23 protein-coding genes are annotated in these 17,812 nt (G+C 66.4%); 9 read left to right on the forward strand and 14 right to left on the reverse strand.

Annotation, left to right across the window (positions count from 1 at the left end):
- Nucleotides 1-52: 52 nt before the first annotated feature.
- Together hslU and hslV are read right to left on the reverse strand one after the other, a co-directional pair.
- On the reverse strand, nucleotides 53-1,363 hold the full coding sequence (gene hslU, locus AC1DVM_RS00005) for an ATP-dependent protease ATPase subunit HslU (protein WP_477250897.1): 1,311 nt from the start codon (nucleotides 1,361-1,363) through the stop codon (nucleotides 53-55).
- 56 nt (nucleotides 1,364-1,419) lie between these two features.
- Nucleotides 1,420-1,950 carry an ATP-dependent protease subunit HslV gene (gene hslV, locus AC1DVM_RS00010; RefSeq protein WP_477251345.1) on the reverse strand — a complete coding sequence of 177 codons (531 nt, stop codon included), beginning with the start codon at nucleotides 1,948-1,950 and terminating at the stop codon, nucleotides 1,420-1,422.
- Between the two features lie 185 nt (nucleotides 1,951-2,135).
- On the opposite strand from hslV, the gene hisB reads away from it, so the two are divergent.
- From hisB to coaA, 8 genes are all read left to right on the forward strand, one after another.
- Entirely contained in the window at nucleotides 2,136-2,723 is a 588-nt protein-coding gene (gene hisB / locus AC1DVM_RS00015) for an imidazoleglycerol-phosphate dehydratase HisB (RefSeq protein ID WP_477250899.1), read from the forward strand.
- A 118-nt stretch (nucleotides 2,724-2,841) separates the two neighbouring features.
- Nucleotides 2,842-3,327, forward strand: a complete 486-nt coding sequence (locus tag AC1DVM_RS00020; protein WP_477250900.1) for a DUF2628 domain-containing protein — start codon at nucleotides 2,842-2,844, stop codon at nucleotides 3,325-3,327.
- Complete coding sequence (gene hisH, locus AC1DVM_RS00025; RefSeq protein WP_477250902.1) at nucleotides 3,324-3,974, forward strand: imidazole glycerol phosphate synthase subunit HisH; 651 nt, start codon at nucleotides 3,324-3,326, stop codon at nucleotides 3,972-3,974. The genes AC1DVM_RS00020 and hisH overlap by 4 nt, the downstream gene beginning before the upstream one ends.
- A complete protein-coding gene (hisA, locus tag AC1DVM_RS00030) occupies nucleotides 3,962-4,714 on the forward strand; it encodes a 1-(5-phosphoribosyl)-5-[(5-phosphoribosylamino)methylideneamino]imidazole-4-carboxamide isomerase (RefSeq protein ID WP_477250904.1) in 753 nt (250 codons plus the stop codon). Before hisH ends, hisA begins: the two co-directional genes overlap by 13 nt.
- Entirely contained in the window at nucleotides 4,714-5,487 is a 774-nt protein-coding gene (gene hisF / locus AC1DVM_RS00035) for an imidazole glycerol phosphate synthase subunit HisF (protein ID WP_477250906.1), read from the forward strand. Before hisA ends, hisF begins: the two co-directional genes overlap by 1 nt.
- Before the next feature lie 53 nt (nucleotides 5,488-5,540).
- Nucleotides 5,541-5,912, forward strand: coding sequence for a hypothetical protein (locus AC1DVM_RS00040; RefSeq protein WP_477250908.1), 372 nt, complete (start codon nucleotides 5,541-5,543; stop codon nucleotides 5,910-5,912).
- A 100-nt stretch (nucleotides 5,913-6,012) separates the two neighbouring features.
- Nucleotides 6,013-6,333 carry a phosphoribosyl-ATP diphosphatase gene (locus tag AC1DVM_RS00045; RefSeq protein WP_477250909.1) on the forward strand — a complete coding sequence of 107 codons (321 nt, stop codon included), beginning with the start codon at nucleotides 6,013-6,015 and terminating at the stop codon, nucleotides 6,331-6,333.
- A 20-nt stretch (nucleotides 6,334-6,353) separates the two neighbouring features.
- Nucleotides 6,354-7,328 carry a type I pantothenate kinase gene (gene coaA, locus AC1DVM_RS00050; protein ID WP_477250910.1) on the forward strand — a complete coding sequence of 325 codons (975 nt, stop codon included), beginning with the start codon at nucleotides 6,354-6,356 and terminating at the stop codon, nucleotides 7,326-7,328.
- Nucleotides 7,329-7,344: 16 nt separating this feature from the next.
- Here the strand turns inward: coaA and AC1DVM_RS00055 are convergent, their stop codons facing one another.
- From AC1DVM_RS00055 to AC1DVM_RS00085, 7 genes are all read right to left on the reverse strand, one after another.
- Nucleotides 7,345-7,692: a porin gene (locus AC1DVM_RS00055; protein ID WP_477250912.1), complete on the reverse strand. Its 348-nt coding sequence runs from the start codon at nucleotides 7,690-7,692 to the stop codon at nucleotides 7,345-7,347.
- Nucleotides 7,693-7,738: 46 nt separating this feature from the next.
- Nucleotides 7,739-9,022 carry a porin gene (locus AC1DVM_RS00060; protein WP_477250914.1) on the reverse strand — a complete coding sequence of 428 codons (1,284 nt, stop codon included), beginning with the start codon at nucleotides 9,020-9,022 and terminating at the stop codon, nucleotides 7,739-7,741.
- A 61-nt stretch (nucleotides 9,023-9,083) separates the two neighbouring features.
- Nucleotides 9,084-10,085 carry an adenosine kinase gene (locus AC1DVM_RS00065; RefSeq protein WP_477250916.1) on the reverse strand — a complete coding sequence of 334 codons (1,002 nt, stop codon included), beginning with the start codon at nucleotides 10,083-10,085 and terminating at the stop codon, nucleotides 9,084-9,086.
- Nucleotides 10,086-10,144: 59 nt separating this feature from the next.
- On the reverse strand, nucleotides 10,145-10,534 hold the full coding sequence (locus AC1DVM_RS00070) for a helix-turn-helix domain-containing protein (RefSeq protein WP_477250918.1): 390 nt from the start codon (nucleotides 10,532-10,534) through the stop codon (nucleotides 10,145-10,147).
- On the reverse strand, nucleotides 10,531-11,094 hold the full coding sequence (locus AC1DVM_RS00075) for a Smr/MutS family protein (RefSeq protein ID WP_477250919.1): 564 nt from the start codon (nucleotides 11,092-11,094) through the stop codon (nucleotides 10,531-10,533). Before AC1DVM_RS00075 ends, AC1DVM_RS00070 begins: the two co-directional genes overlap by 4 nt.
- Nucleotides 11,091-12,209, reverse strand: coding sequence for a murein transglycosylase A (gene mltA / locus AC1DVM_RS00080; RefSeq protein ID WP_477250921.1), 1,119 nt, complete (start codon nucleotides 12,207-12,209; stop codon nucleotides 11,091-11,093). Before mltA ends, AC1DVM_RS00075 begins: the two co-directional genes overlap by 4 nt.
- Before the next feature lie 56 nt (nucleotides 12,210-12,265).
- A complete protein-coding gene (locus tag AC1DVM_RS00085; protein ID WP_477250922.1) occupies nucleotides 12,266-12,991 on the reverse strand; it encodes a Tim44/TimA family putative adaptor protein in 726 nt (241 codons plus the stop codon).
- Nucleotides 12,992-13,258: 267 nt separating this feature from the next.
- Between AC1DVM_RS00085 and secB the strand changes: the two genes are divergently transcribed.
- Nucleotides 13,259-13,753 carry a protein-export chaperone SecB gene (gene secB / locus AC1DVM_RS00090; protein ID WP_477250924.1) on the forward strand — a complete coding sequence of 165 codons (495 nt, stop codon included), beginning with the start codon at nucleotides 13,259-13,261 and terminating at the stop codon, nucleotides 13,751-13,753.
- Here the strand turns inward: secB and dnaQ are convergent.
- The 5 genes from dnaQ to AC1DVM_RS00115 form a co-directional block, all read right to left on the reverse strand.
- Nucleotides 13,740-14,465 carry a DNA polymerase III subunit epsilon gene (dnaQ, locus tag AC1DVM_RS00095; RefSeq protein ID WP_477250926.1) on the reverse strand — a complete coding sequence of 242 codons (726 nt, stop codon included), beginning with the start codon at nucleotides 14,463-14,465 and terminating at the stop codon, nucleotides 13,740-13,742. The genes secB and dnaQ overlap by 14 nt on opposite strands.
- Nucleotides 14,465-15,085 (reverse strand): dephospho-CoA kinase, encoded by a 621-nt coding sequence (coaE, locus tag AC1DVM_RS00100; RefSeq protein WP_477250927.1) that lies wholly within the window; start codon nucleotides 15,083-15,085, stop codon nucleotides 14,465-14,467. The genes dnaQ and coaE overlap by 1 nt, the downstream gene beginning before the upstream one ends.
- Nucleotides 15,082-15,930: a shikimate dehydrogenase gene (locus AC1DVM_RS00105; protein WP_477250929.1), complete on the reverse strand. Its 849-nt coding sequence runs from the start codon at nucleotides 15,928-15,930 to the stop codon at nucleotides 15,082-15,084. The genes coaE and AC1DVM_RS00105 overlap by 4 nt, the downstream gene beginning before the upstream one ends.
- 113 nt (nucleotides 15,931-16,043) lie before the next feature.
- Complete coding sequence (locus AC1DVM_RS00110; RefSeq protein ID WP_477250930.1) at nucleotides 16,044-16,655, reverse strand: Maf family protein; 612 nt, start codon at nucleotides 16,653-16,655, stop codon at nucleotides 16,044-16,046.
- Between the two features lie 5 nt (nucleotides 16,656-16,660).
- A complete protein-coding gene (locus tag AC1DVM_RS00115; protein ID WP_477250931.1) occupies nucleotides 16,661-17,491 on the reverse strand; it encodes a pyruvate, water dikinase regulatory protein in 831 nt (276 codons plus the stop codon).
- Nucleotides 17,492-17,812 lie beyond the last annotated feature (321 nt).

Below are 17,812 nucleotides of genomic sequence, written 5' to 3' on the forward strand. Positions count from 1 at the left end.
TTCCAGGGGCGAGTCGATGAGAACTCATTCTCGCGCGGAAGTGAGGGCGGTGTCACAAAATGAAGCGGCTCAGATCGGTGTTCATCGCAAGGCTCTCCACCTCAGCCCGCACATAGGCGCCGTCGATCACCATGGTCTCGCCGGAGCGGTCCGGCGCCGTGAACGAGATCTCGTCCAGCACGCGCTCGAGCACGGTCTGCAGGCGGCGCGCGCCGATATTCTCCACCGAGTTGTTGACCTGGACGGCGACCTCCGCCAGCGCGTCGATGGAATCGTCCGTGAAGACCAGCTCCATGCCCTCCGTGCGCATCAACGCCACGGTCTGCTTGATGAGGCTTGCCTCCGTCTCGGTGAGGATGCGCTTGAAATCCTCAACGGTGAGCGAGGACAGCTCCACGCGGATGGGCAGGCGGCCCTGCAGTTCGGGCAGGAGATCGGACGGTTTCGACACGTGGAACGCGCCCGAGGCGATGAACAGGATGTGGTCTGTCTTCACCGCGCCGTGCTTGGTGGCGACCGTGGTGCCTTCGATCAGCGGCAGGAGATCGCGCTGCACGCCTTCGCGCGACACGTCGGCGCCGCCGCGCCCTTCGCGGGCGCAGATCTTGTCGATCTCGTCGAGGAACACGATGCCGTTATTCTCCACCTGCGAGATCGCCTCCTGCACGATGGCGTCCTGGTCGATCAGCTTGTCGGCTTCCTCGGCCAACAACGGCGCGTAGGCCTCCACCACGGTGGTGCGCCGGGCCTTGGTGCGGCCGCCGAAGGCCTTGCCGAACATGTCGCCGAGATTGATCGCCCCCATGGACGCGCCGGGCATGCCGGGGATCTCGAACATCGGCAGGCCCTGGCCGCCCGATTGCTGCGTCTCGATCTCGATTTCCTTGTCGTCGAGCTCGTTGGCGCGCAGCTTGCGGCGGAAGGATTCGCGGGTTGCCGCGCTCGCGGTCGATCCCACCAGCGCGTCGAGCACGCGCTCCTCGGCGGCCAGATGCGCCTTCGCCTCGACCTGCCGGCGGCGATCCTCCTTCACGAGGCCGATGCCGACCTCGACGAGATCGCGGATGATCTGCTCCACGTCGCGGCCCACATAGCCGACCTCGGTGAACTTCGTCGCCTCGACCTTCAGGAACGGCGCGTTGGCGAGCCGCGCGAGCCGGCGCGAAATCTCGGTTTTGCCGCAGCCGGTGGGGCCGATCATCAGGATGTTCTTGGGCGCCACCTCCTCGCGCAGCGCGCCTTCGAGCTGCTGGCGACGCCAGCGGTTGCGCAGCGCGATGGCGACGGCGCGCTTGGCGTCGTTCTGGCCGACGATGTAGCGGTCGAGTTCGGAGACGATTTCGCGGGGAGAGAAGGAGGTCATGTGTGTCTTGGCCCAGAGCTTTTGTCGCGATCAGCCGGGAAGGCCCGGCTACGGAATTACTTTTCGTCCAGCGTCTCGATGACGATGTTGGCGTTCGTGTAGACGCAGATCTCGGCGGCGATGCCGAGAGAGCGCCGCACCATCGCCTCCGCGTCCATGCCGGAATCCGCCAGCGCGCGGGCCGCCGCGAGCGCGTAATTGCCGCCGGAGCCGATCGCCATGATGCCGCCTTCGGGCTCCAGCACGTCGCCGCTGCCCGACAGCAGCAGGCCCACATCCTTGTCGGCCACCAGCATCATGGCCTCGAGCCGGCGCAGATAGCGGTCGGTGCGCCAGTCCTTGGTGAGTTCGACGCAGGCGCGGGTGAGCTGGCCCGGATATTGTTCGAGCTTGGCCTCCAGCCGCTCGAACAGCGTGAAGGCATCCGCCGTCGATCCCGCGAAGCCGCCGATGACCTCGCCCTTGGAGAGGCGGCGCACCTTGCGGGCATTGCCCTTGACGATGGTCTGGCCAAGACTGACCTGGCCGTCGCCGCCGATGACGACACGGCCCTCTTTTCGGACCATCAGGATCGTGGTGGCGTGCATGGAGGGAAGGGCATCGGACAAGCGGCAAACTCCGGAAGGCAAGACGCTGGAAAAGGCCCCGCAAGGCCTCGAAGAACAGCCCTGACTTAAGCATTCATCATGCAAAAGCAACGCGGGTAGCGTTTCGCCGCGGGTCTTGATAAGAACGCGCCATCTTCCCGTTGTTTCTGCCAAGGATTTTTTCGATGCGCGAAGCGAGCGTCAGCCGCCGCACCGCCGAGACCGATGTCGCCGTGTCGATCGCCCTCGACGGCACCGGCCGGGCCGAGATCGCGACCGGGGTGGGCTTCCTCGACCACATGCTCGAATTGTTCGCCCGCCACGGCCTGTTCGACGTCACCGCGAAGGTGACGGGCGACCTGCATGTGGACCAGCATCACACCACGGAAGATACCGGCATCGCGCTGGGACAGGCCTTCGCGCAGGCGCTCGGCGACAAGAAGGGCATCGCGCGCTATGCCGACATCCACATGCCCATGGACGAGACGCTGACCCGCGTGTCGCTCGATATTTCGGGCCGCCCGTTCCTCGTCTTCAACACCACCTTCCCGACGGAGAAGATCGGCGCGTTCGACACCGAGCTGGTGCGGGAATTCTTTCAGGCCTTCGCCATCCAGGCGGGCGTCACGCTGCATGTGGAGACGCTCTACGGCGCGAATTCGCACCACATCGCCGAGAGCTGCTTCAAGGGCCTGGCGCGGGTGCTGCGCCGGGCCGTCGCGGTGGACCCGAAGGAGGGAGGACGCATTCCTTCCACCAAGGGCACGCTGTAGCGCTTTTTGTCGGCAATCCCGCATTTCGGGGCAAAACCGATCCGGCTTTTGATGCTATGAGGTTCAATCCTGCAGGTTCGTTTCCGGCAGGGCTGAACGCTCCGTAAGGACAATCCCGATGGCGACCTTCACGCTGCATCTGCCCCGCGATGCGAGACCCGGCGACCCGGCCGCTCTGGAGCGCTCTGAAATCGTCAAGGACGGCTTCTCGTGGGGCGCCTTCGCGTTCACATTCCTGTGGTTCTTCTTCCACCGTGCCTGGATCGCGGGCCTGCTCGTGCTCGTCGCGGTGATCGCTCTCAACGGCGCCATGTCCCTGCTCCACGTGCAACCCGTCGCGGCCTTCGCGGCGGCGCTGCTGCTGTCCTGGCTCATTGGCCTCGAAGCCAATTCGCTCCGCCGCTGGACGCTCGCCCGGAGCGGGTTGCCGGAAACCGACGTGGTGTCGGCCTCCGACCGGGACGAGGCGGAAGCGAAGGCGTTCGTCCGCTGGCTGGCGCGTACCCCCGCGCAACGGCCCGCCGCACCGACCGCGTCCTCCCGCCCCCGCGGCGTGAGCGAACCGGTGCTGGGTCTCTTTCCCGATGCGGAGCGGTTCCGGTGAGTGTTGCGATCGTCGATTACGGCTCGGGCAACCTGCACTCCGCCGCCAAGGCGTTCGAGCGCGCTGCCCGCGAGGCCGGCCTGAACGATGCCATCCTGGTCACCTCCGATCCGGCCGAGGTTCTTGCCGCCGACCGCATCGTGCTGCCGGGCGTGGGCGCCTTCGCCGATTGCCGGAAGGGCCTCGACGCCGTTCCCGGCATGGTCGAGGCGCTGACGCGCGCCGTGCGCGAAAAGGGCCGCCCGTTTCTCGGCATTTGCGTGGGCATGCAATTGATGGCGACGCGCGGGCTCGAACACGTGACCAGCCAGGGTCTCGACTGGATCCACGGCGACGTGAAGGCGATCCGGCCCGGCGACCCCACCTTGAAAATCCCCCATATGGGCTGGAACAACCTGCGCCAGCACCGCCCGCACCCGCTCCTCGACGGGATACGCACCGGAGATGACGGTCTGCACGCCTATTTTGTCCATTCCTACGCGCTCGAAGCCAGAGACCCGCACGACGTGGTGGCGAGCGTCGATTATGGCGGTCCCGTCACCGCCATGGTGGCGAGAGACAACCTGGCGGGCACGCAATTTCACCCCGAGAAGAGCCAGGCTCTCGGTCTCAAGCTCATTTCCAACTTCCTGAGGTGGCATCCGTGATTCTGTTTCCCGCCATCGACCTCAAGGAAGGCCGCTGCGTTCGTCTCGTCCAGGGCGACATGGATCAGGCGACCGTGTTCAGCGACGACCCGGCGGCGCAGGCCGCCGCCTTCGAGGCGCAAGGGTTCGAATGGCTGCATGTGGTCGATCTCGATGGCGCGTTCGCCGGAAAGCCCATGAACGCCTCGGCCGTCGAGGCGATTCTGCGGCGCATCGCGATCCCGGTGCAGCTCGGCGGGGGCATTCGCGACATGAAGACCGTGGAGGGCTGGCTGACCAAAGGCGTGTCGCGGGTCATCATCGGCACGGCGGCGGTGCGCGACCCGGCCTTCGTGCGCGAGGCGGCGCGGCTTCATCCCGGCAAGGTGGCGGTGGGCATCGACGCCAAGGACGGGCTCGTGGCGGTGGAGGGCTGGGCGCAGACCTCGACGCTCACCGCCGAGGAGCTCGGACGGCGCTTCGAGGATGCGGGCGTGGCGGCGATCATCTACACCGACATCGCCCGCGACGGGATCCTGAAGGGCCTCAACATTCCCATGACGCTGGCGCTGGCGCGCGCGGTGAAAATCCCCGTCATCGCCTCCGGCGGTCTTGCGTCCATGGCCGATATCGAGCGGCTGACCGAGGCCGATTGCGCGATCCTCGGCGGCGCGATCTCCGGCCGCGCGCTCTATGACGGTCGCATCGACCCGGACCAGGCGCTGGCGCTCCTGCGCTCGATCCGGCGGGAGAAAGCCTGATGCTGAAAGTCCGCCTCATCCCCTGCCTCGACGTCAAGGACGGCCGGGTCGTCAAGGGCGTGCAATTCGTCGATCTGATCGATGCGGGCGATCCGGTGGAAGCCGCCAAGGCCTACGACGCGGCCGGCGCGGACGAACTCTGCTTCCTCGACATCACCGCGAGCGTCGAGGCGCGCGGCATCCTGCTCGACGTGGTCCGTCGCACCGCCGAGGCGTGCTTCATGCCGCTCACCGTCGGGGGAGGCGTCCGCAGTGTCGAGGATATCCGCAGGCTTCTGCTCGCCGGCGCCGACAAGGTGTCGATCAACACGGCGGCGGTATCCGACCCTGATTTCGTCCGCGAGGCGGCGGAAAAGTTCGGCAGTCAATGCATCGTCGTGGCGATCGACGCCAAGAAGGTGTCGGCGGCGGGCGAACCGGATCGCTGGGAGATCTTCACCCATGGCGGCCGGAAAGCCACCGGCATCGACGCCGTGTCGTTCGCGAAGCAGGTCGCCGAACTCGGCGCCGGCGAATTGCTCGTCACCTCCATGGACCGGGACGGCACCAAGAGCGGTTACGACCTGGCGCTGGTGCGGGCCATTTCCGATGCCGTGTCAGTGCCTGTCATCGCCTCCGGCGGCGTCGGCAATCTCGACCATCTCGTGGCGGGCATCCGCGACGGCCATGCCAGCGCGGTGCTCGCCGCCTCGATCTTCCATTTCGGCACGCATACGATCGGCGAGGCGAAAGAGCATATGGCGGCGGCGGGGTTGCGGGTGCGGTTGGATTAAACGCTATAGTGTGTCAGTATCCCCCGAGCGTCCCCTTTTCCGAGGTCCAGGGAATGCCCCGCGGCGCAGAGCAATTCTTTCGCCTATCGGGCTGGACTCTTGTGGTCGCTTTTTGGGCCATCGTCGTCACATGGGCAGCCGGCTGGCTGCCGGTCGGGCTCCACCCGGTTTTTAAGAAGTTCGACCAAAACCGCGTGCTGTTGTGCTTTGAAGCCCCCAGCGAGTCTATCGAAGTCGCCTTCAGCAGCGGCGGCCGCGTTGCAACGCTTCGATTCCGGGCGATTGACCACCGATTGACGCGAGAAACCGGCAGATTGGCCCCAGAGGATTTCTACACCGACGGCTCCGTCAGCATGCTGATCGACCCTGAGATTTTCATCAGCGGATTGACCAAGGACCAACTCCGTCACTGCGATTGGGATTGAACCCTGATGTCATCGTTGTTTCGCCCCGCCTTCGACCAAAGCATTGGCGCCCAGTGACCTTTTCGGTCTATGACCTTGACGATCCATAATGGGACTACCGATGACTGCCTTCACCCTCGACGACCTCGCCCGGATCGTCGCCGAGCGCGCCTCGGCGCCAACGTCCGAATCCTATACGGCGAAGCTTCTGGCGGACGGCCCGGCGAAGGCCGCGAAAAAGCTCGGCGAAGAGGCCGTCGAGGCGGTGATTGCCGCGATGACGGGCGACCGCGAAAATCTTACCGCCGAGGCCGCCGACGTCTTGTATCATCTCTTGGTCGTCTTGCAGGGCGCGCGCATTCCGTTAAGTGATGTGATGAAAGAGCTTGAGCGGCGGACCGGGCAATCGGGATTGACCGAAAAGGCCGCGCGCAAGCCGTGATGTCCGGGAAGGTGCCTCTCATGGACCAGGCAAGCATGCTCTCGACCGAGAACGGTGACGGGCTTTCGCCCTATCGTCGCTTCACCCGCGAGGAATGGGCGAGGCTGCGCGCCGACACGCCCATGACGCTGTCGGGCGAAGAGGTGCTGCAACTGCAATCCCTCAACGATCCGATCTCGCTCGACGAGGTGGCGGCGATCTATCTGCCGCTGTCGCGCCTCCTGTCTCTCTATGTGGCGGCGACGCAAGGCCTTTTCCGCGCGACCCAGCGCTTCCTCATGGCCGAGAACGACGCCAAGGTGCCCTACATCATCGGCGTCGCCGGGTCGGTGGCGGTGGGCAAATCCACCACCGCCCGCGTCCTGAAGGCGTTGCTCGCCCGCTGGCCCAACACCCCGAAGGTCGACCTCGTCACCACCGACGGGTTCCTGTTGCCGAATTCCGAACTCGACCGGCTCGGCCTGATGGACCGAAAAGGCTTTCCCGAGAGCTACGATACGGGCGCGCTCCTGCGCTTCCTTGCCGACATCAAGGCGGGCAAGCGCAATGTCGCAGCCCCGCTCTATTCGCACCTCGTCTACGACGTGGTGCCCGGCGAGGAGAAGATCGTCGACCTGCCGGACATCCTCATCGTCGAGGGGCTGAACGTGTTGCAGCCGGCGCGCATGCCCAAGGACGGGATGGCGATTCCATTCGTGTCCGACTTCTTCGATTTCTCGGTCTATATCGACGCCGAGGAGGAGGACCTGCACCGCTGGTACGTCAACCGCTTCCTGCGCCTGCGCCACACGGCCTTCCGCGATCCGCTCTCCTATTTCCGGCGCTATGCGGAAATTCCCGAGGAGGAGGCAATCGCCACCGCCGAGAGCCTGTGGAACCGCATCAACCTCACCAACCTGCGCGAAAACATCGTGCCGACGCGCCAGCGCGCGAGCCTGATCCTCAAGAAGGGCGCGAGCCATCGCATCGAGACGGTGGCGCTGCGGCGGCTGTGAGGCCGGGGACGGAAGTTCAATCCCGCATGTGGCGGGAATCGTAGCGGATCACGGTTCGCAAGGTCCCGTAGGGCGTGGGGGTGCGGGCATCGAGTTGCACCCGGGCGCCGGAGCGAAAACCGCTCGCATCCTGAAAACGGCGCTGTGGCTGGACATAGCGATATTCCGACCGCACCCGGCCGCTGACGCGCAGGCACGTCTCGGTGCCGGGGACCGAGAAGAACCCCGTGCCTTGCGTGACGCAGGAGCGCTGCGGCTCCACGGACGCGGCGCTTCGCGCCGGCAATTCGGCGCCCATGGCCGGCGCGGCGAGCAAGGTCAGCCCCCACGCAAGGGCGGCAGAAGAGGAGATCCGGGATGTCATCGGTTGAACCTCTGCGGAGAATGGGTTCGCGGCCGGAGCCGCGCGCTCAGAAATCGCGCTGCACGCGCAGGCGGGCCTCCATGGCATTCTCACGCCCGATGAGCCGCAGCGCGGCGGGATCGTTGTCGACCGGCACGCGCCCTTTCGGGTCGACCGACCGATAAAGCCCCTCGATGCCGATGTAGAATCCCCGGGTCGGGAGCCAGGACAGGTTGGTGCCCACGCGCCAATCGGTCAAGCCGACGAAGCCGAGCCGCCCGCCGGCGGGCGTCACGAAGGACGCGGCGCCCGGATAATCGATGATTCCGTAGGACACGAAGGCCGCCTGCCGGATTCCCGGGGTCCAATAATGCAGGAACAGGGCGTTGGCGGCCCATCCCTCGGAGAGCTTCGTCTGGCCGAGGGCGTCCACATAGGCGTCGGTCTGCGTCAGGCCGAGATTGCCCACATCCGTATTGCCGAAACCCAGATAGCTCAGCGCGCCCCGCGTATAGGCGCCCTGCAGCCAGAGCTGGTCGCCGTCGGCGATCGCCGGCAGCTTGATCTGCACGCCGCCCTGAACCGCGAAGCCGTATTCGGTGTCGGAAAAATCCGGCACCAGGCCGGGCCTGAGATTGTCGCCGCGGATCTGATGCAAAGCGGCCGAGGCCTGGGCCTTGCCCCAGCTCTGATCGACGAGCAATTGCCCGACCACGTCGGGCATTCGCAGGCCTGGGGGGGCGAATGCCTCGCCGGGAAAATCCGGCCCATTGGGGTTTCGGAGGAACCGTCGCTCGATGCCGTCCTCCAGCGCGACGCTGGCCGTCCAACCCGATCCGAACTTGGCCGAATAGGCGAGGACCTGCGTGTTGAAATCCGACACCAGGATCGCGCCGAAATTGTAATCGTTGGTGTAGAAGTCGAAATAGGATTGCGTTCGGCCCGCGGTCAGCCCGCCGAATTGCACGAAAGCCCGGTCGAGATTGAACGTATTCGACCCGTAACTCCCGGTATTCCGCGTCACCTCGTAGCGAGCGAAGGTGCGCAGCGCGCCGTAGGCGGTGGCCGTCCGCGCGTCGAGCTCGATCCTCCCGCGGGCGCGGGTGCTGATCGCATCGCTGGCGCGGTTGCCGGGCTCGAGATATCGGTATTCCACCCGGACCCGTCCGCCGACCCGCAGGCAGGTTTCCGTCCCCGGGATGGCGAAATATCCGACCCCATGGGTCGAGCAGACCTGCACATAATCCACCGCCACGGCAGGACGGGCTGGCAGGTCGGCCCCTTGTGCCCGGCCGACAAGCACGCTCGCCAGCAACGCGACGACACCACAGGATGCTCTCTTGAGACGCATGGGCATGCTCCCGACCGGCCCCGAAGTTATCGGGCCGCGCCGGGGCCTGCAAGCGCCGGCCTCAGGCCAGCAGGCCTTCCTGTCGCGCGAGATCGCGAAGGTTCGCCTGCGGCCTCGCACCGAGATGGCTGATGACTTCCGCCGCCGCCAGGCCGCCGAGGCGCGCGCAAGAGACGAGGTCGAGATCCTGCGTCAGGCCGGCAAGGAAGCCCGCGGCGAACAGGTCGCCGGCGCCGGTGGTGTCGACCACCCGTTCGACCGGAAACGCCGCGACGGCGCGGGTTTCCTCGCGTGTGACCACGAGCGCTCCCTCGGCTGAGCGCGTGACGATTCCAAGCACGTTCTCCTCGCGCAGGGCCGCGAGCGCCGTCTGCGGATCGGACACGCCGTAGAGGCTCTGCAATTCGTGGATGTTCGCGAACAGGATATCGAGGCTGCCGTCGCGGATGAGCCCGAGGAACTCCTCACGATAGCGATCGACGCAGAAGGCATCCGACAGGGTGAGCGCCACCTTGTTGCCGGCCCGGTGAGCGATCTTCACGGCCTTGCGGAAGGCCTCCTTCGCGGCCGGCGGATCCCACAGATAGCCTTCCAGATAGACGATGGAGGAGGCCTCGACGGTGGCGTCCTTGATGTCGTCCGGGGTGAGGTTCTGGCAGGCCCCCAGATAGGTGTTCATGGTGCGCTCGCCATCCGGCGTCACCAGGATGAAGCTGCGGGCGGTGGCAGGGCCGTCTTTTGCCAGGGCCACGTCGTAATGGACGTCGATGGCCCGAAGATCATGGGCGAAGTGATGCCCGGTTTCGTCGTCCTTGACCTTGCCGATGAAGCCGGCCCTCACGCCGAGGGAGGCTACGCCCGCGGCGGTGTTGGCGGCGGAACCGCCCGAGATCACGGTCGCGGGGCCCATATCGCCGAACAATTCCTCGGCGCGCGCCTCGTCGATGAGCTGCATGGCGCCCTTGTGCACGTTCTTGCTGATCAGGAATGCCTCGTCCGTATGGGCGAGAACGTCCACGATGGCGTTTCCGAGCGTGAGCACGTCGATTTGGGAATGGGACATGGGAAACCGGGTTGTTGAAAGAAGCGCGCTTTCGCACCCGGCGCGGGTCGGGTCAAGTCTCAGGGCGGCGGCGCTGCCGTGCCCCGCGCTCTTTCCTGAGCCGAATCGAGAACCGCCAGCACGGCATCGACCTCGTCTTCGGTCAGGCCGCCGAGCTCGCGGGCGAGGCGGTTCGCCAGGAGCGTCGTGCGCGGATGGGTCCCGGCGGTGTCGATCTTCACCCGCGGATCGGACATGTCGGCGAGGCGGGCGAGTTCGTCGGCCTCATCCCAGATGATGTGGAAATACTGCAGCGTGCCTTGAATCAGCGCCCAGGTGGGCTTGCCGCGTTCGCCCCGCTCCAGCGCCGACAGATAGGCGCTCGAAACGCCCAGATGCGCCGCCATGTCCTTCAAGAGGAGTCCGCGCTCCCGGCGCAGGCGCCTGACCTTTTCGCCGAATGGCGTCATGGCGCATCGGCTCCGCGCCGGCTGCGCAGCCGGACATAGAGCGCGCCGGAGCCGCCATGATGGGCCGAGGCCTCCTCGAAGCCCATCACGAGGGAGCGCAGATCGGGCAGGCCGAGCCAGTGCGGCACCAGACGCCGCAGGATTCCCCGCTCCTCGTAGAGCGCGCCGATCCGGCCGGTTCCGCCCTTGCCGGTAATGACCAGCACCAGGCCGTGGCCCTGCCCTTGGGCGCGGTAGAGAAAGCGCAGCAGCGCCTCATGGGCCTCGCTCTGGCGCAGTCCATGCAGGTCGATCCGCGCATCAACGGCTTTCGTGCCCCGGCGCAGACCTGTCAGGGTCTTGCGTTCGAGCGGCGCGAGCGGCAGCAGGCGTGGCTTGGGGGACGCCAGGGGGAGGGGCGCGGGGTGCAAAATCGGCTCGGCCTTGGGCTCGCGCCCGTGCGCCTCCGCCGGCTCGGGCTCGAGCGGGATCGCGCGGCCTTTCATGGGCGCCACGCCCCGGGCCACGTGTGCCCAGAGCTTGCGCTCCTCGCTGCTGAGCGCGCGACGCCGCCTCGTCATGGACGGGCTTTGGGTTTCAGGATGACGAAGGAGACCGCATGGCGCATCAGGCCGGCCTGCGTTCCGGCTCCCTCGCCGCTGCCGACGAAGAAATCCCCCCGCGCCGGACCCACGATGGCCGAGCCGGTATCCTGCGCCACCATCAGGCGGCGCAGGGGCTCCGTCCGGTCGAGGGCGTGCGGGAGCGTGCCGTCGATGAAGACCGGCAGCCCGTAGGGCCAGATCGTGCGATCGACCGCCAGCGACCGGCCCGGGGTGAGCGGGATGCCGGCGCCGCCGATGGGGCCCTGCGCCTCCGCCAGTTCGGCCGCCTCGCGGAAGAAGATGTAGGAGCGGTTCTGGCGCATGAGCGCCCGCGCCGGCTCGGGATTGTCCTTCAGCCATCCCATCAGGCGTTCGAGCGTCATCGTCTCGAGGTCCATCACGCCCTGTTCCACCAGCAGCTTGCCGATGGAGGTGTAGGGGTGGCCGTTGCGGCCCGCATAGGCGACGCGCATCACCGACCCGTCGTCGAGACGAATGCGGGCCGAACCCTGGACGTGGAGGATGAACGCCTCGGCCGGCTCGCGCAGGTACACGATGGGCCTCGCGCGCTGGCCCAGGACGCCCTCCTCGATGGCGGCGCGATCCGGATAGGGCTCGAAGCCCGAGGGCCCGCGCCGCCCCGCCTGGAGGCTGGAATCGAGGCCGGGCAGGCTCTCGCCCTGCGGCACGGTGACGAGATCGTCAGGCCGGTCGAGGAGGGGAACCCGGTAGGTCGCCGAGGGGGTGCGTGAGCCTTCGAATTCAGGCTCGTAATAGCCGGTGAGAAAGCCGCTCCCTGTCGTCGGGGCGACGCGCATGGGCTGGAAATGCCGCTCGAAGAAGCCCCGGGCATCCTCGGGGGCGACGATCGTCGTCTCGAGCGCCGCGCGGCAGGCCCCGGTCAGGTCGAGGGAGGGAGCCTGGGCGGGCCGCAGGGGCGTAAGGCCCGTTTCGGCGGCGCGGCAGCTTTTCAGGAAGGTCGCGAAGGCCGCCGCGTGATCGTCCTCGGCCCAGCCGGAAAGATCCGCGAAGGTGACGGGTTCGAGCCGGGCTTTTCCCGCAAGCGCCGAGACCGGATCGAACGTCGCCATGATCAAAGTCCAAAACAAAAAACCGGGGAGGCCGCGACGGCGCGGCCCCGGGGCATTCATTGCCCCGCTTCGGTCGCGACCAGCTTCCAGTTGGGGTCGCGGCTCCCGAGAACGCGCTCGAAGGTCCACACGTCGGTGACGTCCACCACCGCGTCGGGGCTGCCATCCACGACCGCGTCGGTGGCGTCGCGGGTGACGGTGATGAGCTTCGACAGGAAACGGAGGCTGAGCTGGGCCGTCTTGCCCTGAACGTCGGCGCCGGTGATTTCCGCCTTGTCGACGGACACGAAGGTCGTCTCGACCTTCTCGCCGCGCTGCTCGCGCTCCGTGATGGCGCGCTCGAAGCCCTCATAGACTTCCTTCGACAAGAGATCCTTGAGGGTCTTGCGGTCGCCCTGCGCGAAGGCGCTGACGATCATCTCGTAGGCGGCCTGAGCGCCCTCGATGAAGGAGGCGGCATCGAAGCTCGGCTCGGCGCGGGCGATCTCGTCGAGAGCGCGGGCCATGGGGGTCCCGGGTTCGGCGAAGCCCTTCCAGCGTTCGGCCGCCGTGGCGGTCGCCTCCGCGGCGGGACGGGCGCCATTGGCGCCCGGCAACCGCACCACATTGTCCTGGTCGGCGGACGGCGCGTTGGGACGCAAGGGCGGCTCCCGCCTCGAAATCGGATCGAGCGGCGGCTGTTCGTTTCCGGTCTTCTGCCCCAACACCGAGCGCAGCCGCCAGACTACGAAGATTGCGAGGACGATAAAAATGAGGGTCGTGATGTCGAAGGAATCCTGCATCGTCGATCCGTTAAGGGTCTTCCCGATCCGGCCGCGGAGACGCGACCGGGCTTTTGCCGCACCGGGCAGAAATGGGTGTCCTGCGCATATGGGGCCTATGGGTCGTAACATCCACCTCTCGCGGCGACAAGCGAAGGCAATGGGCGAATCTTGTTCCTGCGGCGGGAACATGATAGCGCGAAGGTCCACGGCCCGTTGCCGATATACGCTTGTACCCAGAGCGCTCCACACGGGCGCGACCGATAACTCTCTTCGGAGCTTGAAGACATGGCCGACAACACGGCAACCAATGGCGCGCAGGATACCGCCCTCCCGGCGCTGAATGCCCTCGCCCAATATTGCAAGGATTTCTCGTTCGAGAATCCCAACGCACCGCGCTCGCTCCAGCAGCAGAGCGAAGGCCCGCAGATCAACCTGCAGGTCAACGTCAACGCCAAGCAGCTCGCCGAGGCCGATTTCGAAGTCGAACTGACCCTCGAAGGCAGCGCCAAGGTGGGCGGCACCGAGACGCTGTTCGCGTTCGAGCTGACCTATTCGGGCATCTTCCGCGTCCAGAACGTGCCGACGGATCAGATCCACCCGGTGGTGATGATCGAATGCCCGCGCCTGCTGTTCCCGTTCGCGCGGCAGATCGTGGCCGACGCGGTGCGCAACGGCGGCTTCCCGCCGCTCTATATCGACCCGATCGATTTCGTGGCGCTCTACCGCCAGCGCGCCTCGGAACTGCAGACCGAGAATCAAGCCGGCGTCACGCTGTCGTAATGACCTCGGCCCTGGCGATATAGACACCCCATATCGCATCGGGGCCGAGCGTTTCGACGAAGGCCAGATGCGCGGCACGCTCCGCATCGGTCAGACGCGACAGGAATGGACGCGGCCGCATCTCCCGGGATGCGGCCGCACCCGTTTCAAGAACAGGGATGCGCCCGCTCGGACGGATCGTGAGATCGAGGCCGGTCTGCTTGCCGCCGATCAGCTCGATATAGACCTCGGCGAGAATCTCGGCATCGAGAAGCGCGCCGTGCTTCGTGCGGCGCGAATTGTCGATGCCATAGCGCGAGCACAGCGCGTCGAGATTGTTCGACGCGCCCGGATGCTTGCGCCGTGCCAGCGACAGGGTGTCGACGCAGTCATTCAGGACGATGGCCGGCCGCCCGAGACGCGCATACTCGGCGTTCAGAAAGCCGACGTCGAACGCCGCGTTGTGAATGACCAGGCGCGCATCGCCGATGAAATCCGCGAATTTATCCACGACCGCGGCGAAGACCGGCTTGTCGGCCAGAAATTCGTTGCTCAGCCCGTGCACCCCGAAGGCGCCCTGCGAGACGGGAAATTCCGGGTTGATATAGGCGTGATAGAATCGGCCGGTCGGCACGTGGTTGACGAGTTCGACGCAGCCGATCTCGATGACTCGGTCGCCCTTGCCATGGTCGATGCCGGTGGTTTCCGTGTCGAGAACGATTTCACGCAGCATCAACTTTCCTCTCGGCGCCAGGCCGCGAGCCGGCCGGGACGTCCCGCCAAGCATGTCACGATGGAGCGCACCTGCGCCTCCGCCGATGTGAAATCGCGGCTCGTATCCACAAGGAAGTGGGCGCGCCTGCGCTTCTCGGCATCCGGCATCTGCTTGTCGAGGATCGCCCTGAACTTGTCTCCGGTCATTCCGGCGCGGCCAAGGACCCGTTCGGCCTGGATGGCGGCGGGCGCGCTCACCACGACGACCGCGTCGCAGCGCGTGTCGCCGCCGGTTTCGAACAGAAGCGGGATATCGAGGACGACCAGCGGCGCAAGCGGCGTGACCCGCCGCAGGAAAGCCTCCTCCTCCTCCCGGACCAGCGGATGGACGATCGCCTCGAGGGCGCGCAGCCGATCGGTGCGACCCAGCACCGCGTCGCCGAGTCTCTGGCGGTCGACGGCGCCCGACACGACCGTGCCCGGAAAGGCGGCGTCGATGAGCGGAGCGGCGCGGCCGCGATAGAGGGCGTGGACGGCGGAATCCGCGTCGTGAACCGGAACTCCAAGACGCCGGAAGATCGCCGCGGTGGCGGTTTTTCCCATGCCGATGGAACCGGTCAAGCCGAGGACAAAGCTCATGCGGGCGTCCCGATATCGTCCAGAATCAGCGCTTCGAGCTCACGCGTCACATGCGGGGTGACGCCGAACCAGCGTTCGAAACCCGGCACCGCCTGATGGAGCAGCATGCCGAGGCCAGTGACGATCCGCAAGCCGCGCGCCTCCGCCTCCCGCAGCAGGGGCGTCTTCAACGGCACGTAGACGATGTCCGTGACGATGGCGTCCGGCGGGGCATTGGCCAGATCGAGGTCGAGCGGCGGCTGGCCCGCCATGCCGAGCGAAGTGGTGTTGACGATGAGGCCGGCGGTGGACACCAGATGGCCGATTTCCCCGAAAGTCACAGCCTCTAGCGACGGGCCGACCGGCAGGGCCAGATTCCGCACCAGTTCGTCAGCCTTCGCCAGGGTGCGATTGGCCACGTCGATGCGCCCGAAGGCGCGATCCTGCAGGCCCGCGACGACTGCCCGGGCGGCGCCGCCGGCACCGATCACCAGGGCGGTCTCCCCATGTTGTCCCCACGTTGTCCCCAGGCTCGCATCGAGATTGTCCACGAATCCCGCCACATCGGTGTTGTCGCCCCAAAGGATGCCGTTCTCGATCCAGATCGTGTTGACCGCCTGCGCCCGCTCGGCGCGCCCGGTCCGTCGGTCCACGCCGACGAAGGCCGCCTCCTTGTGGGGGATCGTGACATTCCCACCGGCGAATCCCCGTTCGGCAAAGGTCCGGAGAAATTCGGGGAAATCGACTGGTGCCACGTCCAGGCGTTCATACGACCCGGCAATCCCGTGCTGGCGCAGCCAGTATCCGTGGATGAGCGGGGAGCGCGAATGCTTGATCGGGTGCCCGACCACGAAGGCCTTGATCATCGAACGTCAATCCTAGAGCATGATCCGGCGAAGTGGCCGCCGGTTCGCCGACAGATCATGCGGCAAGACAAAGAGATAGAGCCGGATCGGATTCGAAGAAAATGAATCCGACTCTAGAGGGCGAGGCAGCCGAGACGGCGCAGGGCGGCGAGAAGCGGAAGGAGCGGCAGGCCGAGGATCGTGGCGTGATCGCCCTCGATCGCGTCGAACAGGTGGATGCCGAGATGTTCCACCTGATAACATCCGACGCCCGACAGGGCCTGGTCACCCGCCGCATCGAGATAGACGTCGAGGGACGGATCGTCCAAGGCCCGCATGGTGAGTTTTGCCGAATCGTGGAACCACGTGACCGGCTCCCCATCCCGCGCCAGGCACCCGGCGCTGTGCAGGACATGCGTACGCCCGGCAAGATCCCGTAATTGCGCCAGCGCCGCGTTGCGATCCGCCGGCTTGTGGAACACACGGCCCGCGCAGGAGAGGACCTGGTCGGCGCCGAGCACCAGCCTGCCGGGGCAAAGACGGCTCACCGCCAGCGCCTTCTCGGCGGCAAGCCGCGCCGCGAGCCGCTCGGGCACGGGAAGGCGGGCCGCGTCCTCCACCTGCCGCTCGTCGATGTCGGGCTTCTGCGTTTCGACCGGAATCCCGGCTCGCTCCAGCAATCCGCGCCGGGTGGCGCTGGTGGAGGCAAGGAGCAGGGGCAGCGGCTGGGTCCAGAGGCTCGTCACGGCACTCACTCGGCGATGAAGCGCAGGCGGTGGTCCCGGTAGAGATCGAGGATCGCCGCGGCGGTTTCCTCGATCGAACGGCGGGTCACGTCGATGGACGGCCAGTTATGACGCTGGAACAGCCGTCGCGAGGCGGCGATCTCCTCCGCCACCGCGTCGCGGTTCACATAGGCCGTGTCGTCGTCGGCCTTCAAAGACAGAAGGCGGTTCTGGCGGATCTGCACGATCCGCTCCGGCGTCGCCACGAGGCCGACGATCAGCGGCTTGCGGGCCGATTCCAGGACGGCCGGGGGCGGCATGCCCGGGATGAGCGGGATGTTGGCGGTCTTCATGCCGCGATGGGCGAGATAGATGGCGGTCGGCGTCTTCGACGTGCGGCTGACGCCCAGCAACACCACGTCGGCCTCTTCGAGATCGTGCGGCAGATGCCCGTCATCGTGCAGGAGCGTGAAGTTCATGGCGTCGATGCGCTTGAAATATTCCGCATTGAGCACGTGCTGCGCCCCCGGCCGCGCCGTCGAGGCCGCGCCGAGATAGGATTGCAGCAGGGAATGGACCGGCTCCAGCACCGACAGGTGGGGCGAAGAGGTGGCGCGGCAGACTTCCTCGAGGCGGCTCGCCAGATCGCGCTCCACCAGCGTGTAGAGGACGATGCCGGGCGCCGCCTCGATTTCCGACAGCACCCGTTCGAGCTGCGTCGTCGATCGCACCAGCGGATAGACGTGCTCGATGGCGGCGATGCCTTCGTATTGCGCCACGGCCGCGCGCGCCACGGTGATCAGCGTCTCGCCGGTGGAGTCGGATACGAGGTGGAGATGGAAGTAGCTGCGCCCCACGAACAGGCTCCTGTATGAGGGGTTGATAAGTGTGGATAGAGCGCTTGTTCGGGAAGGTCCAGCGCGCAGCCCTGTGGGCAGTTCCGGGATCCATCAACAGCACCGTCCGATGTGGGTGCCCGCCGCCGGCCTTTTGGGAGAATCCGGTACGAATCGGCAAAACCGCCTTGAGTCGAATCTCGCTTCGGCGCGTTAGGATTTTGTTAAGCTTTAAGATTTCGGCAAGGATTGTGGCGACGACGCCTTACTCGTTAACGGATGGTTAATGGCCGCACCCGTGTGGACGACCTGTGGACGGGCTTGCGGCGTCATGAATCACGG

This window comes from Microvirga sp. P4_A5 (assembly GCF_056402495.1).